This window comes from Sphaerisporangium sp. NPDC049002, assembly GCF_040649355.1.
Lineage (GTDB): Bacteria > Actinomycetota > Actinomycetes > Streptosporangiales > Streptosporangiaceae > Sphaerisporangium.
The window spans coordinates 1-15,517 of sequence record NZ_JBEZFH010000182.1; the positions used below are offsets into that span (position 1 = coordinate 1).

Here is a 15,517-nt window from a genome sequence, read left to right on the forward strand (position 1 = left end):
TGCGGGAGATGCTGCCGGTCGTGTACGACCCGACGATCGCCGAGGCGATCAGGAGCTACAGCCACGAGTACCGCAGGCCGCGCGGCGTCTACCTGCTTCTTCGTCCCGGAGAACGGTCGGTGGCAGTACATCAAGGACAACTCCCGTAAGAAGGGTGTCGGCGACCTGCTGAACAAGGCCCTCCACGAGCTGGAGCTGGCCAACTCCAGGGCGCTGGAAGGCGTCCTGGAGCACATCGACTTCACCAAGAAGGTCGGCCAGTCCACGATCCCGGACAAGCGGCTCCAGCAACTCGTCGACCACTTCGACCGCTACCGCCTGGGGAACGACGACTTCGAGTTCCCCGACCTGCTCGGCGCCGCGTACGAGTACCTGATCGGCCAGTTCGCCGACTCGGCGGGCAAGAAGGGCGGCGAGTTCTACACCCCGCGTGGCGTCGTCCGCATGATGGTCCGCCTGATTAAGCCCGGTCCGAACATGCGCGTCTACGATCCCTGCTCCGGCTCGGGCGGCATGTTGATCCACGCCAAGGAGTACGTCGAGGAGCACGGCCGGAACCACCGTGACCTGACCCTGTGCGGCCAGGAGTACAACGGCGGCACCTGGGCCATCTCCAAGATGAACATGATCCTGCACGGCGTGCTCAACGCCGACCTGCGCAACGACGACACCCTGGCCAACCCGCTGCATACGGAGGGTGGTTACCTCACCCACTTCGACCGGGTGCTCACCAACCCGCCGTTCTCGCAGAACTACAACCGCGAGGGCATGGAACACCCCGAGCGGTTCTCCAAGTACGGCTGGGCTCCCGAGACGGGCAAGAAGGCCGACCTGATGTTCGCCCAGCACGTGCTGGCGGTGCTGAAGGCGGACGGCCTCGGCGCCATTGTCCTGCCGCACGGTGTGCTGTTCCGTGGCGGCAAGGAGAAGGACATCCGCGAGGGCATCATCAAGGACGACCGCCTGGAGGCGGTGATCGGCCTCGCCCCGAACCTCTTCTACGGCACCGGCATCCCGGCCTGCGTCCTGATCCTGCGCGGTACGGCGCGGCGGCCGGAGGAGCGTCGCGGCAAAGTGCTGTTTATCAACGCCGACCGCGAGTACACGTCCGGCCGGGCGCAGAACTACCTGGACCCCCAGCACGCGGAGAAGGTGGTCTCTGCCTTCGAGGAGTACCGCGACATCCCCGGCTTCGCCCGCGTCGTGGAGATCGAGGAGTTGAAGGAGAACGACTTCAACCTCAACATCCGCCGGTACGTGGACAACACCCCGCCGCCCGAGCCGCAGGACGTACGGGCTCACCTGCACGGCGGCGTCCCCAAGGCCGAGGTTCGCGACAAGGCCCACCTGTTCGCCGCGTTCGACATCGACCCGGCCACGCTCTTCGCGGAGCGGGACGCGGACTACTACGACTTCCTGCCCGAAGGCTGGCAGCGCACGGCTGAACGCCTCCCGTCGCTGGCCGAGCCGGCCGAGGCGAGGCTCCGTGAGGCGTTCTCGGACTGGTGGTCGCGACACAGCAAGCGCCTGGTCGAACTGCCGGAAACCCACAAGGTCATGGAGATCCGGGCCGAACTGCTGGAGTCCTTCGTCGCGGAACTGAAGCCCCTCGGCCTGCTCGACCGCTTCGAGCTGGCTGGCGTGGTAGCCGCCTGGTGGGGCGAGACCCAATACGACATCAAGGCACTCTCCCTGAACGGCTTCACGGGCGTAGTCGAAGGCTGGCTCACCACCATCGAGAGCGCCTTCGCCCTCGATGTGGAAGAAGCCGAATACTGGGACAAGCAGAAGATCGCCGCCGAGAAACGCAAGGCCCGCGACCACCGCGTCGTCCCGAAGCTCATTCCCGAATACCTGGCCGAACTGGAGGAGGCAGAGGTCCGCTACGCCGAGTTGAACGCCCAGCTCAAGGCAGCGACGGCCAAGCCCAGCGAGGAGGACGAGGATGCAGAAGAGCCCGAGGAGACGATCTCACCGGCCGACCTTAAGCGCCTCAAGTTCGACGTCACCGCTGCCCGCAGCGAGGCGATTCGCCTTTACGACGACTTCATCCACCGCCTCCGCGAGGCCATTGACGCATTAAAGGACGACACCCGCAACGACCTCGTTCTCAACGTCTTCCGCGACGCCGTCCGCACCCGTCTCGACTCCCGCACGGCCACTGCCCGCCGAGCCATCGAAGCCGCCTTCAAAACCTGGGCCGACAAGTATGCGACGACTTTGCGCGAGCTTGAAGTGCAGCGCGAAGCTTCCGCTTTCCGTCTTGAGAATTACCTGAAGGAGCTCGGCTATGTCTGAGGTAAGCATTTGGCCGATGCGTAGAGTGGGAGACATATTCTCTATCAAAGCAGGAATCACATTAGGCCCGCACCGTCAAGCGAAAGCTGCTGGCAGTGGCTACCTCAGGGTTGCTAACGTTCAGCGAGGTCGAATCGATAAGTCCGACATTGCCTTGTTGAACGCTTCGCTCGCTGAGCGGCGACACTATAGGCTCTCCGCCGGAGATCTGCTTGTAGTAGAGGGGCATGCGAACCCGGGGGAGATTGGCCGTTGTGCATTGGTCCAGCAGGCTGATGAGGGGCTGCTCTATCAAAATCATCTTTTTAGGCTTCGCTCAAATGAGGTCTGGCCGAATTTTGCAGCCGCCTGGCTTAACTCCGAGGCGGCGCGCGATTATTGGCGGACTGTTTGTGCAACAAGCTCCGGGCTATATACGGTAAACTCGCGCCAGCTCGTCGCAATGCCTTTTCCTGACGTCCCGGTCGGGGAGCAGCGGCGGATCGCGGAGATCCTCGACACGCTAGACGCTCAGCTCTCGAACTCTCAGGCGCTAATCGAAAAATTCTCTGTAATTGATCGAGGCTTGCTTCAATACACTCTTTGGGAAGGGATGCGTGTCGCCTCGGCGGGAGGGGCGTGGAGGTGGGGCCTTGTAGGAAACGTCGGTGAAGTTAAGCTGGGGCGACAGCGCTCTCCGCAGCATGAGTCGGGCCGTCACATGCGTCCCTATCTTCGTGTGGCCAACGTGTTTGATTCTTACATTAACTACAGTGACGTCTTGGAGATGAACTTCACTCCAAGGGAGCAGGATACTTACAGTCTTCGGCGGGGCGACATCCTCTTGAATGAGGGGCAGAGTCTGGAGCTCGTGGGCCGAAGTGCGATCTTTGACGGCCCGTCGGGTATTTGCTTTCAAAACACACTGGTGCGATTCCGGGCTGGCCTCGTATCGCCAGAGTATGCGCAGGCGGTGTTTCGTTACTGGTTGATGACGGGCGAATTCGTGAAGATCGCAAAGCAGACAACGAGTATCGCCCACCTGGGTGCCGACCGCTTCGCGCGTATGAGCTTCCCAATCCCCCCCAAGGACGAGGAGACGCGGGTAGTGCGCTCTCTGCGGTTGCTGTCTGAGCGAATGAGAGTGGAGCGCGAGCGGGTCAAGTCCCTGAATCTACTTAAAAATGGCCTGATGGAGGACCTGCTGACCGGACGGGTGCGGGTATCGGAGGCAGAAGCCGTGCTTGAGGGGCTGTGATCCGGGTGGGGGCAGGGAACGTAGCGGCAGGCTTACAGGCGTTAGCGGAATATCTGGGATAGCGACGGGAAGCGGCATGGCTGATCTGGAGTATTCGCTGGTTGAGCGGCCCTTATGTGAGCAGCTCAAGGCGATGGGGTGGAAGCATCTCGAAGGGGCTGAGTACGGGGCGGTCATTCCGACCAATCCGTTCGCCTCCGGGCGGACCACGTTCGACGAGGTGATTCTCGAAGACCGGCTGCGGGCTGCCATTCACAAGATCAATCTGGGTCCGGACGGTAAGCCGTGGATGGACGAGGCCCGGATCACCAGTGCCGTCAACGCGCTGTCCCGTATCCCGGCGAGCAGCCTCCTGGAAGCGAATCAGGAGGCCACGAAGGTTCTGATCAACGGCACGACCGTGGACGGCGTCGAGGGGTGGGAGGGCGGGAAGGGGCGCATCGTCCACTTCGTCGACTGGGAGACGCCGGCGAACAACGAGTTCACCGTGGTCAACCAGTTCAGGGTGAACATCCCCGGCACCCAGGGCAGGCCGATCATCCCCGACGTGGTCCTGTTCGTGAACGGCATCCCGCTCGTCGTCATCGAGTGCAAGGAACCCAGGACCACCAGCCTGGGCAAGGCCGTCGACCAGCTCCTTGATTACGCCGAGCAGCGGCCGAGCGAGGTCCGTACCGGCAACCAGAAGCTGTTCCACACCGTGCAGCTCACGATCGTGACCAGCGGCGAGGAGGCCAAGCTCGGCACGTTCACCGCCCGGCTCGAACACTACGTGCCGTGGCGCGACCCGTACCCGCTGACCAAGGACGAGCTCGCCGAGCAGAGAGGCAAGACCCCCGGCCAGCTCAGCCGACAGGAGATCCTGACCTCGGCCGTCCTGCGTCCGGGCAGGCTGCTCGACATCGTGCACAACTACGTGGCCTTCCTGACCACCGACCAGGGCAAGACCATCAAGGTCGCCCCGAGATACCAGCAGTACCGGGCGGTGGACCGGACGGTCAGGCGGTTGCGTACCGGCAAGACCCGCGTCCGGGACGGCGTGAACGACCGGCGCGGTGGCATCATCTGGCACACCCAGGGCTCCGGCAAGAGCCTGACGATGACCTTCCTGGTCAGGAAGCTCCGCTCCACCCGCGACCTGGCGAACGCGAAGGTCGTCGTCGTCACCGACCGTACCCAGCTCCAGGGGCAGCTCAGCGAGACCATGCGGCTCAGCGGCGAGCAGGTCGACGTCGCGAAGAGCGCGGCGAGGGCGAAGACGATTCTCGCCAAGCACGGCCCCGGCGTGGTCTTCGTCATGATCCAGAAGAACCAGGACGACCGGACGACCCAGGGGATGGCGGCGGGCGCCGAACTGGGTGAGGTGAACGCCGACGAGTCGATCGTCGTGCTCATCGACGAGGCGCACCGCTCGCACACCGCCGCCCTCGGCGCCAACCTCCGGGAGGCGCTGCCGAACGCCGCCCGCATCGGCTTCACCGGCACGCCGATCATGACCAGGAAGGGTCAGCGGAAGACCAGCGTCGAGCTGTTCGGCAGCTTCATCGACACCTACCGCCTCAAGGAGGCCGAAGAGGACGGGGTGATCGTCCCGATCCTCTACGAGGGCCACACCGTCACCGGCGCCATCCGGGACGGCCGGGACCTGGACGAGGTGTTCGAGGAGGACCTGGAGGAACTGTCCGACGAGGAGCGTGACCGGCTGCAACGGCGCTACGCCACCAAGGGCCAGGTGTCGTCGGCGGAGGAGCTCATCGCCGCCAAGGCCAGGCACATGCTGCGGCACTACGTCGGCAAGATCCTTCCGGAGGGTTTCAAGGCGCAGGTCGTCGCGCGCGGCCGGGAGGAGACGATCCGCTACCGCGAGGCGCTGCTCGCCGCCAGGGACGACCTGGTCCGGCGGATCGAGCGGCTGCCGGAGAAGATCCTTCAGACCCCCTCCGGCGAGCTCAGGTCCCGCGACGCCTTCCTGGTGAACGCCGCGCGCCACCTCGACGTGCTGAAGCGCATGGACTTCGTGCCGGTCATCTCGGCCGGCGAGAAGGACGACAGCCGGTACACCGAGTGGACCGACCAGGCGAAGCAGGAACGGCGGATCCAGGAGTTCACCAAGCCGTACGGCGAGTCCGGCATCGGGTTCGTCATCGTGAAATCGATGCTGTTGACCGGTTTCGACGCGCCGATCGAGCAGGTCATGTACCTGGACCGCTCGCTCCAGGACGCCGAACTGCTCCAGGCCGTCGCCCGGGTGAACCGTACCTCCGACGGCAAGGAATTCGGCTACGTCGTCGACTACCAGGGCGTGGCCAAGAACCTGCTCGACGCGCTACGGGTCTACGCCCGCGACTTCGACGACGCCGAGGCGCAGGACGTCGAGTCCGCGCTCAAGGACCCCAGCGCCGAGATCGCCAAGCTTGAGCCCCAGCGCGACCGGTTACGCCTGATGTTCCGCGACCCGGCCGACATCGAGGGGTGCGTGCAGACGCTGGAGGACGAGGAGCTCCGCGCCAGGTTCACCGTCGCGCTCACCCGTTTCCTCAAAACCGTCAACACGGTCCTGCCGGATCCGGCGGCCAAGCCGTACCTGGAGGACGCGAAGCGGTTCGGCGTCATCAAGATCACGGCGACCCGCCGCTACCGCGACGACGAAGGGCGGTTCGATCCGGCCGCGTACGGGGCCAAGATCCGCGAGTTGATCGACGAGCATGTCACCTCGCTCGGCATCGAGCAGAAGCTCCCGCCGGTCGCGCTCACCGCCCCCGACTTCGCGCAGAAGGTCGAGGCGCTGCCCGGGCCGCGCGCCAGGGCGTCGGAGATGGAGCACGCCATCCGGCACCACATCACCGTGCACCGTGCCGAGGACCCGGCCCGCTACCAGCGGCTGAGCGAGCGGCTGGAGGAGATCCTCAAGCAGCTCGCCACCGACTGGGAGCAGCAGGTTCTCGCGCTGAGCGGGCTGATCGCCGAGATGACGGAGGAGCAGCCGCAGAACCCCTTCGGGCTGAGCCAGGTGGAGAGCGCGCTCTACGGTCTCATCCTGCAGGAGACCGCCACCTCCGCCGACAGCGCACAGGACGAGTACCTCGCCGACGTGGCCCGGAAGATCCACCGAGTCGCCGCCGAGAGCATCCACATCACCGACTTCTGGACGTCGAGCAAGCAGGTCGACCAGGAGGACTTCCGCCGGCACATCTTCCGCATCCTGTTCGACGAGAAGGTGTGCGAGATGAGCGCCCTCGACCACCTGGCAGGCCTGCTCTTCGACGTGGTCAAGAGTAACCGCCAGTACATACCGCAGGGGTGACCCTGGCATGCTGATGACCGTGAGTGATTTTCCTGGTGTCCTGCACGTCGGCGACCTCGACGTGAACGTGTCGGTGAGCGAGCGCCGCAGAAGCGTGCGGCTCACCGTCGAGCGGGACGCCTCGGTCACCGCGGTCGTCCCGCCGGAGGTCTCGCGGGACGAGCTGGCCAAGGTCGTCCGGGCGAAGCGGTCCTGGCTGTACGGCAAGCTCGCCGAGCGGCGCGAGCTGGGGGAGTCCCGGCCCGCCCGCGAATACGTGTCCGGGGAGGGGTTCCCGTACCTGGGCAGGTCCTATCGCCTGCGCATCGTAGACCGCGCCCGTGAGGTGCGGCTGGTGCGCGGGCGGCTGGAGCTGGGCCGGGGCGGCGGAGCCGAGGAACTGGTCCGCTGGTACCGCCGGGTGGGTGAGACGTGGCTGAAACGGCGGGTCGAGCCGTGGGCCTCGCGCCTGGGGGTCGAGGTGTCCGGCCTGCGGGTGCTGCCGCTCGGGTACCGCTGGGGGTCGTGCTCCCCGTCCGGGACGGTGAACATCCACTGGGCGACGATGCAGTTGCCCCCCACGTTGATCGACTACGTTCTGGTGCACGAGCTGGCCCATCTGCTCCGCCACGACCACAGCGCGGAGTTCTGGCGGCTGGTCGAGCGCGCGATGCCCGACTTTCAGGACCGCCGTGAGCTTCTACGCCGCCTCGGCCCCGACCTGTGGCTGCCGGAAGAGGGACTATGATGCGAGACGACGTCACCGTCAACGCGGCCGACATCGCGCGCCTCGCCGACGTGGGCCGGGCGGCGGTCAGCAACTGGCGCAAACGGTTCGACGACTTCCCTGAGCCGGTGGGCGGCACGGCGACCAGCCCGGCGTTCTCCCTGGCGCAGGTGGAGCAGTGGCTGCGCCAGCACGACAGGTACGTCGAAGTCCCGCCTCTGGAACGGGCCTGGCAACGGCTCCGCAGCGCTGGTGAGGATCTCCGCTTGGGCGACGCCGTGGGCTACGTCGGCGCGTTCCTGCTGTACCTGCGACGCGACGCCGCCGGGTGGCGGAAACTCTCTCTTCTTCCCGACGACCAGCTCGTTCAGCGCCTTTCCGCGGCGGTTCAGGACGCTGTTCCAGAGATCCCCGGTAGGCTCCCCGGGGCGTCGGCGGTGGAACCAGAGGTCATCCGGGCTCTTGCCGAAATCGCCGCCGAGCGCGGCCCGGCGGGTGCCTTCGACGAGATCTGCGACCGCTACACAGACCTGCACTCCCGCCGGCTGCTCGCCACTCCGCGCGACGTGGCCGAGCTGATGGCCCGCCTGGCCGGGACGTCCAGTGGGACCGTTCTCGATCCCTCCTGCGGCATCGGCACTCTGCTGCTGGCCTGTGGTGGTTCGCGGGTCCTCGGACAGGACGTCAACGCGAGCGCGGCACGGTTGACCGCGACCAGGCTGCTGCTCCATGGCGTCGACGCCGTCATCCGGGCGGGTGACTCGCTCAGGGCCGACGCCTTCTCCAGCGAGCGGGTGGACGCGGTGGTTTGCAACCCGCCGTTCAACGACCGCGGCTGGGGCTACGAGGAGCTGACCAGTGATCCGCGCTGGGAGTACGGCCTGCCGCCGCGAGGTGAGTCCGAGCTCGCCTGGGTCCAGCACTGTCTCGCCCATGTCCGGCCCGGCGGACTCGTCGTGATCATGATGCCGGGGGTCGCCGCGAGTCGCCGCGCCGGTCGGCGGATCCGGGGCAACCTGCTTCGCGCCGGGGCGGTGCGGGCGATCGTGACCCTCTCCGCCGGTGCCGCGCCCGCCTCCAGCGGGGCGCCCGACCTGTGGGTGCTGCGCCGTCCTGAGCAGGACGAGCAGCCCGCCTCCGACGTGCTCCTGGTGAACGCAGGAGAGGACCTGGCAGTCGCCGAAGCGGCCTGGCGCGCCTACACTGACAGCACCGAGCTGCCCAGCGCGGCCCGTACCGTGCGGATCATCGACCTGCTCGACGAGGAGATCTCGTTCACCCCCACACATCGGGTGAGCGGCCTCAGCCAGCTGGAGCCGTCCGTGTTCACGGCGGTCCGGGAACGGACGGCGGCGGCGCTCGCCGGACTCGACATCCCGAAACTGACCCCGCTGGCACGGCGCCGGGAGTTGCCGATGGCCACGGTCGGGGAGCTGGTCAGGGCCGGGGTGGTGGCCGTCTACCAAGGGCCGCTCAAGATGGCCTTCGAGGAAGACGGCCTGCCCGTCCTGACGGTCAAGGACCTCTTGCTCGACCGAGCGCCCAGCAGGAGAACCGGGGACGTGCCGGGGCTGGTCATCATCGAACCGGGGGACGTCGTCTCCCCGCTACTCTATCGTCGTGAAACGGCCACGCGCGTGATGCGGGAGGTCGGGGCCGTTCTCGGCCCCGAATTGCTGCTGTTCAGAACCGATCCCGACCGGCTGGACCCGCAGTTCCTCGCCGGGTGCCTCCGCGGCACCGGGGAGGCCAGCACGCGTCTGGGTTCCTCGGGCCGGATCGATCCCCGTCGCGCCCAGCTGCCACGTCTGCCCATCGACGAGCAGCGGGCGTATGGTGAGACCTTCCGCAGGCTCCTCGCCTTCGAGGACGCCGTCCGGGAGATGAGGACGGTCAGCGACGCCCTGGTCAGGTCCGGCCTCGACGGTCTTCTCGAAGGCACGCTGCAACCCGGCTAGATTCTTCCCTGTCGATCTCTCCTGCGACGTCCGGAGGCGTGGTGGCTGAGCACGTCCGTATCCTCGGTCGGTATGAACTGGACAAGATCCACCTCGCCAGAGGAGGCATGGGCGAGGTGTGGGGAGGCTTCGACAAACGCCTGGACCGCCGGGTCGCCGTCAAGTTCATCCGCTTCCCTGATGGCGTTCCCAATCCGGAGTTGGAGCGCAGGTTCATCCATGAAGCGATGATCATGGCCAAGCTGGATCACCCCGGGATACCCGCCATCCATGATGCGGGATCGTTCGAGGATCCGCTGCGCGGACCACGGCTGTTCCTGGTGATGCAGTTCGTCGAGGGCGTCACGCTCGACCATGTCGTCGACGAGCATGGCCCCCTTCCCGTCGGCTGGGTCGCCGCGATCGGAGCCCAGGTGGCGGCGGTGCTGAGTGCCGCCCACGAACGGTCGATCCTCCACCGGGATCTGAAGCCCGCCAATCTCATGCTGTGTCCGGACGGCACCCTCAAGGTGCTCGACTTCGGGCTGGCCGTGCTCGATGACCCGAACCTGTCCCGGCTCACCCGCACCGGCCACATGCTGGGCACCGCCTCGTACATGCCGCCGGAGCAGATCCGAGCCGGCACCCTGGCACCGCAGACCGACCTGTACGCCCTCGCTTGTGTGCTGCACGAGTTGTTCACGGGCAAAAGGCTGTTCACCGGGAAGACCGAGTACAGCGTGTTCGAGCAGCACGTACAGACCGCGCCCTCCTCGGTGCTCCCGCTCCGGCCCGACGTGCCGGCCGATCTTGACGCCCTCCTCCTGTCGATGCTGGCCAAGCGGGTGGAGGACAGGCCCGCGGACGCCGCGACCGTCCATGACCGGTTGCTTCCCTATGTAACCAGGGTCGGGCAGCTTCCCGGTGTCACCGTGAGCGGACCCAGCCCGCTGCGCATGTACTCGCAGGTGGTCGGTCGGATGCTGAATCGGCCTGACGCGACGGGCGCGCCTGCGGCACGGGTCATCGCTCAGCCTTCCGGATGGGGTGACACGGACTTCAGCAGGGGAGACATCGAGCGTGCGCGTCGTGAGGCCATGTCGCTCGTACGAGAATCCCGCTACAGCCAGGCTGTCGACGTGCTCGCGACCGTCGCCGAGCCGGCCGGCCAGGCCCTCGGCGCGGATGATCCCGAAGTACTCAGCTTGCGCATGCAACTCGCCAACGTGCTGTTCGGGGGCGGCGACTACCGCCAGGCGGTTCCGGAATTCCACCGGCTCGCCGCGGATCTGGCGAAGCGGTACACCGCCGACGACGAGCGGGTCTTCCAGTGCCGTATGCAGGAGGCCACCTGTCACGCTCACCTTGGGGATGGTGCGCTCGCCCTCCGACTGATGAACGATCTTCTGTTCGACGAGATGCATGCCTATCCGGTGGACGACCCACGGACCCTGGAGCTGCGGCGGCAGATCGGCGAGTTGGAGAAGAGCACCGGCGACATCGACTCCGCCCGCCGCACGCTCGCCGACCTGCTCGATGATCTCGACCGCCTGTACGGCTCCGACCACCCGGCGACGGTCAGAGTCCGGGATGGTCTCGCCCGACTTACTCTCTGAGTTGGCCGCCCGACCTGGTCGCCAAGCCTCGGCTTGTACTGGATGACAGCGGAGGGACGACAGGTGCCCTACCTCAGACGCGTACGGCTAACGACATTCCGCTGGGCGATCGCCAACCGCAGGTCTGACGGTGCCCTCCTATCCGGCAGGGCGATCGCAGCCCAAACGCAGTGGCAACGACGGCCAGCACGGATGACGCCAGTTCGTATCTTGATCTCAGGCAGGGCGCCCGATCAGCTAGTCGCCTCGAATCGCATCAGCGAGAGCAGGACCTGTGCTCAACCTGCCGATGAGCTCAAGGACGAATCGTGATATTCCGTACTCGTTTCGCTCTCCCCAAGACATTGTCCAGTAGCCGCCGTAGATCAGAGTGGCGGTCTGTTTCGTCCGCGTAAGGCCGACGTAGAACGGTCTTCTTGACTCTGTGAGTCCTGCCTTACTCGGTTCAAGGTGCCGTCCATGCGGGCGCGACCACGGGCGGTAAGGCATGATGCCGTCCACGAGCCCGGGCAGCATGACGAAGTCCCACTCGCGCCCCTTCGCGGAATGATAGGTCGTGAGGGTTAGCCTGCCGACGCGAACAGAGCCCGCGACGTCGCCTACCGTGAGTCCGTAGCTCTGGGCGACGTTCATGAAGCCTTGGAGTGCTTTCTGGTCCCGGACGATCGGGCTCCCTGTGCCCACAGCGGCAAGTTGCAGCGCATCAGAAAGTTTTTCCAACCAAAGGGCCAGGTAGTCCTCTGCGGATGTCCCATGGAGGGCCTTGACCAGTAGGCCTCCAACGACGTGTTCGGGGAGTTCGAGTAGACCGCTGCTGCGTCGAAGTCGGTTGTAGGTGTGCGCCAGATCCGTGATCGTGCTCACGCTGTCGACATGGTGATCGATTTTCCCATGGATCGGCTGAGGTCCGAGGATGGCACGGGCGGCGCACTCTCGGATGAAGTCGGCCAGGTCGCCCTTGGGGAGACGGTGTTCGCCCTCATGGACGTATGCAAGGCCGCTCATGTCGAAAGCATTGATGAGCGCGTCCAATAGCTCACCCTTGCGCGGGTAGAAAACCGCGATCTTGTGGAGGTCCACGCCTGAGGCCATGAGCTGGTCCACCTTGTCGACAACACGCTGTGCGTGGTCAGGCAGGTCTCCAGCGAGAGGAACGAATTCCAGGCCTCCGGAATCGCTGCGAAGGGGGTCTGCCCGGTGGGTACGGGCCCCGTCAAGCGCGACATGGCTGGCATCGATCACGGCTTGTCCGCAGCGGTAGTTGATATTGAGAGGGATTTCGCGGAAGTCCGAATGCGAAGCCAGTTCCAGGAGATGCGGGGTTCGGCCCCGGTAAAGGACATGACGGACTGATCGGGATCGCCGAAGGCGGCGACTCGAACACCTTCATGGTCATGCAGGTGCAAGACCAGCTCATGTAAGACTGGGCCGAGATCCTGGTACTCGTCGACGATCAACCAGGGATATCGGGCGGCGATCATCTTCGAAACCTTCGGGTTCTCGCGCAGGACCCGTAGCGACTGCGCGACGATCGAGTCGAAGTCGAACAGCCCGATTGTCGTCAAATGGACGGAGGTGTAGACGGCGAGGTCCAGGCGGCCGAAGCCGAGCAGTACGAGGTTGGGGAGGGCGGCCGCGATGACGACGCTGAACGCGGGCTTGTGCCAGGCGTCGGCGGCCGGTCGGAGCCGCAGGACGCCCCTGAACGGTAGTGGCCGGACCCGGCGGCCAGGTCGCTGAGGTGTGGTCGTGCCGCCGTGATCCCGCATCCGAACAACTTGGCAGATGATTTACTTGGAAAATTTTCGCCGCGCCACCTGATCCGGGACCCGGATACGCTGCCGGTGCGGAATGACCTTCGACGAGGAACTGGGAAGACCGTGACACGTGATCTCTGCTCGAAATGCGGCTCGCCCCATGTCATGGCCGGCGTGGAGGTGCGCGATCACGCGAGGAACGGTTCGCTGCCGCTGAGCGTCCGCGTCGAGGAGCCGGAGCCGCCGGACCACGGGTTCGTCTGGAAGCAGGGCTCCTCGACGGGCACCGTGCGCGCCTGGATCTGTGCGTCCTGCGGCTACACGGAGCTCTACACCGACAACCTCGCCGCCCTGTACGAGAGCTACCGCAAGGCCCACCCCTGACAGCGGCGCCGCTCGCGATCCAAGGGGGAGTCGCCAAGCGCGTCGCTCAACGCCTCCGAAGCCGGCCCGCGTCACGGCGTCAGCACCTTGGTGGCGATCTCCGCCGCGACGACGAGGTCCTCCATGGCGAGGCCGACCGACTTGAAGAGGGTGGGACGCTCCGGGCGGGTCCACGGTTCGGTGACGACGCGGTGCAGGTCGACGTCGAAGACGGAGTCGTCCGCCGCGCCGGACTTCACCGCCATGATCAGGTCTCCGGCCTCGCGGCGGGCCGGGCCGGGCTGCTCGACCACGACGAAGGCCCGCCGCACGGTCTCGCAGTCGACCTCTCGCACCTCGGGGTGGTGGCCGCCGATGGCGTTGACATGTGCCACGTCGGCCAGAAGGCGGCCGTCGAACAGGGGAGTGGCCGAACCGGTGCAGGTGCAGACGATGTCGGCCGCCGCCACGTCAGCGGGGGTGCCGGGAGTCACCGGCAGCCCGTGTTCCACGGCGAGCTCGCCGGCCAGTTTCGCGGCCCGCGCCGGATCGCGGGAGACGACGCGCACCTCGGCCAGTTGCCGGACGCCGAGCATCGCCCGCACGTGCGACCGGGCCTGCGGGCCGGTGCCGAAGACCACCAGGGTCCGCGCGTCGGTGTGGGCCAGATAGCGGGTCGCCAGAGCGCTGACGGCGGCGGTCCGCAGCGCGGTCAGTTCGGACGCGTCCAGGAGCAGCCTCGGGACCAGGGTCGCGGCGTCGAAGAGGACGTAGGTGCCGTTGATCCGGTCCACCGAGAGCGCGGGGTTGCCGGGGGCGACGGTGACGAGCTTGGTGCCCGCCCACTCGGCGTGCTCGCTGGGCATCACCAGCAGCTCGCCGTGGCTCCACGGAACGGCCGTGCGGGGCGGGTCGTCCTCGCCCGCGCGGGCGCGGAACGCCTGCTCCAGCGCCATCACCGCGTGCTCCATCGGCAGGACGCGCCGGATCTGCTCACCCGTGACGTATGGCGGGGGCTCGTTGTCCGCCCCTCGACCGATCTGCTCACCCGTGACGTACTGCGGGGGCTGGTCGTCCGCCCCCCGACCGAGACGCCGTGGCCATGGCCCCCTCGACGCCGCCGTCATGAGCGGTCCAGTGGAACCGCGGCGGTCGCGAGCGACTCCAGCAGCCGGGTGAGGGTGAGCACGCCGAAGCCGGTGGCGCCGTGGCCGGAGGCGGGACCGCGCCATGCCGGCCCGCTGATGTCCAGGTGGGCGAACGGGATCTCCTCCGGGACGAACTCGCCGAGCAGCAGGGCCGCCGTGATGGCACGGCCCGTGTCGGCCTCGGGGAAGTTCCGCACCTCGGCGTAGCCGGACGCGATCTGGTCCCGGTAGCGACGCGCCCAGGGCAGCGCCCACAGCGGCTCGCCGGCGAGCGCGCCCGCCCGGAGCACCTGCCGCGTCAGGCCCCGGTCGCGGCCGAGCACCCCGCCGATCTCCGGTCCGAGCGCCGTCACCACCTGGTAGGTCAGCGTGGCGACGTCCACGATCGCGCCGGGGCGTTCCCGCGCGGCGAGGGCGAGCGCGTCGGCCAGCGTCACCCGGCCCTCGAAGTCGGTGTCCAGCACCTGGATCCGCCGGCCGTCACAGGCGCGCAGCACGTCGCCGGGCCGTACGCCGGCCGGGCCGATCATGTTCTCGGCGAGCGGGAGCAGGCCGCGGACCGCGACAGGGAGCCCCCGCCTGGCCAGCACCGACATCACGGCGAGTACGACCGCGGCGCCCGCCATGTCGCCCCGCATGCCCATCATGGCCGCGGGTGACTTCAGGGACAGGCCGCCGGAGTCGAAGGTGATGCCCTTGCCCACCAGCGTGACCGAACACCGCGCGCCCGGGGGCTCGTGGCGCAGGTCCACCAGCCGAGGCGGGTGCGGAGATCCGGCGCCCATGCCGAGCAGGGCCCCCATCCCGAGTTCCCGCAGGTCATGCTCGTCCAGGACCCGTACGGCCAGGCCTTCCCGGGCGGCGACGTCCCGCGCGAGGCACGCCAGGTCATCCGGGACGAGCTCGCTCGGCGGGCGGTTGGTCAGTTCCCGGGCCAGCAGCACGGCCTCCGCGTCCAGCAGCCCCGCGGTGGCGTGGTCACCGTCGGGTCCATCCAGCCCGGTGAGCGTCACGCTGAGCGGCCGCGCGGCCGTGAGGGCCAGCCCGGCCACGACCGCGCGGACGGATTCCCCGGCGCCGAGCGCGCCCGCGCCGCGGCCCGCCAGGTCGACCCGCACGGCATCGCCGGGCAGCAGTGCCGCCGCGGCCGC

General features: G+C 67.1%; 12 protein-coding genes and 1 pseudogene. 9 read left to right on the forward strand and 4 right to left on the reverse strand.

The annotated features are described in order from the left end of the window. Positions 1 to 8: 8 nt before the first annotated feature. The 8 genes and pseudogenes from AB0B89_RS27955 to AB0B89_RS27990 all read left to right on the forward strand — a co-directional run bounded on the left by AB0B89_RS27955 (position 9) and on the right by AB0B89_RS27990 (position 11,098). Positions 9 to 149, forward strand: a complete 141-nt coding sequence (locus tag AB0B89_RS27955; protein WP_358558804.1) for a hypothetical protein — start codon at positions 9 to 11, stop codon at positions 147 to 149. Next, positions 100 to 294 (forward strand): annotated as a pseudogene (locus AB0B89_RS27960) (type I restriction-modification system subunit M N-terminal domain-containing protein); the annotation flags it as partial. The gene AB0B89_RS27955 and the pseudogene AB0B89_RS27960, both read left to right, overlap by 50 nt. A gap of 54 nt (positions 295 to 348) precedes the next feature. Further along, complete coding sequence (locus AB0B89_RS27965) at positions 349 to 2,298, forward strand: N-6 DNA methylase (protein WP_358558806.1); 1,950 nt, start codon at positions 349 to 351, stop codon at positions 2,296 to 2,298. After that, on the forward strand, positions 2,291 to 3,535 hold the full coding sequence (locus AB0B89_RS27970; protein WP_358558785.1) for a restriction endonuclease subunit S: 1,245 nt from the start codon (positions 2,291 to 2,293) through the stop codon (positions 3,533 to 3,535). The genes AB0B89_RS27965 and AB0B89_RS27970 overlap by 8 nt, the downstream gene beginning before the upstream one ends. Positions 3,536 to 3,611: 76 nt before the next feature. Then, positions 3,612 to 6,839 (forward strand): type I restriction endonuclease subunit R, encoded by a 3,228-nt coding sequence (locus AB0B89_RS27975; RefSeq protein WP_358558787.1) that lies wholly within the window; start codon positions 3,612 to 3,614, stop codon positions 6,837 to 6,839. Positions 6,840 to 6,858: 19 nt separating this feature from the next. Further along, positions 6,859 to 7,566, forward strand: a complete 708-nt coding sequence (locus AB0B89_RS27980) for a SprT family zinc-dependent metalloprotease (RefSeq protein ID WP_358558789.1) — start codon at positions 6,859 to 6,861, stop codon at positions 7,564 to 7,566. Beyond that, complete coding sequence (locus AB0B89_RS27985) at positions 7,563 to 9,503, forward strand: N-6 DNA methylase (RefSeq protein ID WP_358558791.1); 1,941 nt, start codon at positions 7,563 to 7,565, stop codon at positions 9,501 to 9,503. The genes AB0B89_RS27980 and AB0B89_RS27985 overlap by 4 nt, the downstream gene beginning before the upstream one ends. A 41-nt stretch (positions 9,504 to 9,544) precedes the next feature. Then, complete coding sequence (locus tag AB0B89_RS27990; RefSeq protein WP_358558793.1) at positions 9,545 to 11,098, forward strand: serine/threonine-protein kinase; 1,554 nt, start codon at positions 9,545 to 9,547, stop codon at positions 11,096 to 11,098. Positions 11,099 to 11,335: 237 nt separating this feature from the next. Here the strand turns inward: AB0B89_RS27990 and AB0B89_RS27995 are convergent, their stop codons facing one another. Both AB0B89_RS27995 and AB0B89_RS28000 read right to left on the reverse strand, forming a co-directional pair. Beyond that, positions 11,336 to 12,340: a 3'-5' exonuclease gene (locus AB0B89_RS27995; RefSeq protein ID WP_358558795.1), complete on the reverse strand. Its 1,005-nt coding sequence runs from the start codon at positions 12,338 to 12,340 to the stop codon at positions 11,336 to 11,338. Continuing rightward, on the reverse strand, positions 12,337 to 12,867 hold the full coding sequence (locus AB0B89_RS28000; protein ID WP_358558797.1) for a UvrD-helicase domain-containing protein: 531 nt from the start codon (positions 12,865 to 12,867) through the stop codon (positions 12,337 to 12,339). The genes AB0B89_RS27995 and AB0B89_RS28000 overlap by 4 nt, the downstream gene beginning before the upstream one ends. 111 nt (positions 12,868 to 12,978) lie before the next feature. Here AB0B89_RS28000 and AB0B89_RS28005 point away from each other — a divergent pair, with 111 nt between their 5' ends. Next, positions 12,979 to 13,239, forward strand: a complete 261-nt coding sequence (locus AB0B89_RS28005) for a hypothetical protein (protein ID WP_358558799.1) — start codon at positions 12,979 to 12,981, stop codon at positions 13,237 to 13,239. A 71-nt stretch (positions 13,240 to 13,310) separates the two neighbouring features. On the opposite strand, the gene AB0B89_RS28010 is transcribed toward AB0B89_RS28005, so the two are convergent. Then, on the reverse strand, positions 13,311 to 14,345 hold the full coding sequence (locus AB0B89_RS28010; RefSeq protein WP_358558801.1) for an ornithine cyclodeaminase family protein: 1,035 nt from the start codon (positions 14,343 to 14,345) through the stop codon (positions 13,311 to 13,313). Then, a partial coding sequence (locus AB0B89_RS28015) for a M17 family metallopeptidase (RefSeq protein ID WP_358558803.1) occupies positions 14,342 to 15,517 on the reverse strand: 1,176 nt, incomplete at its 5' end. The genes AB0B89_RS28010 and AB0B89_RS28015, both read right to left, overlap by 4 nt.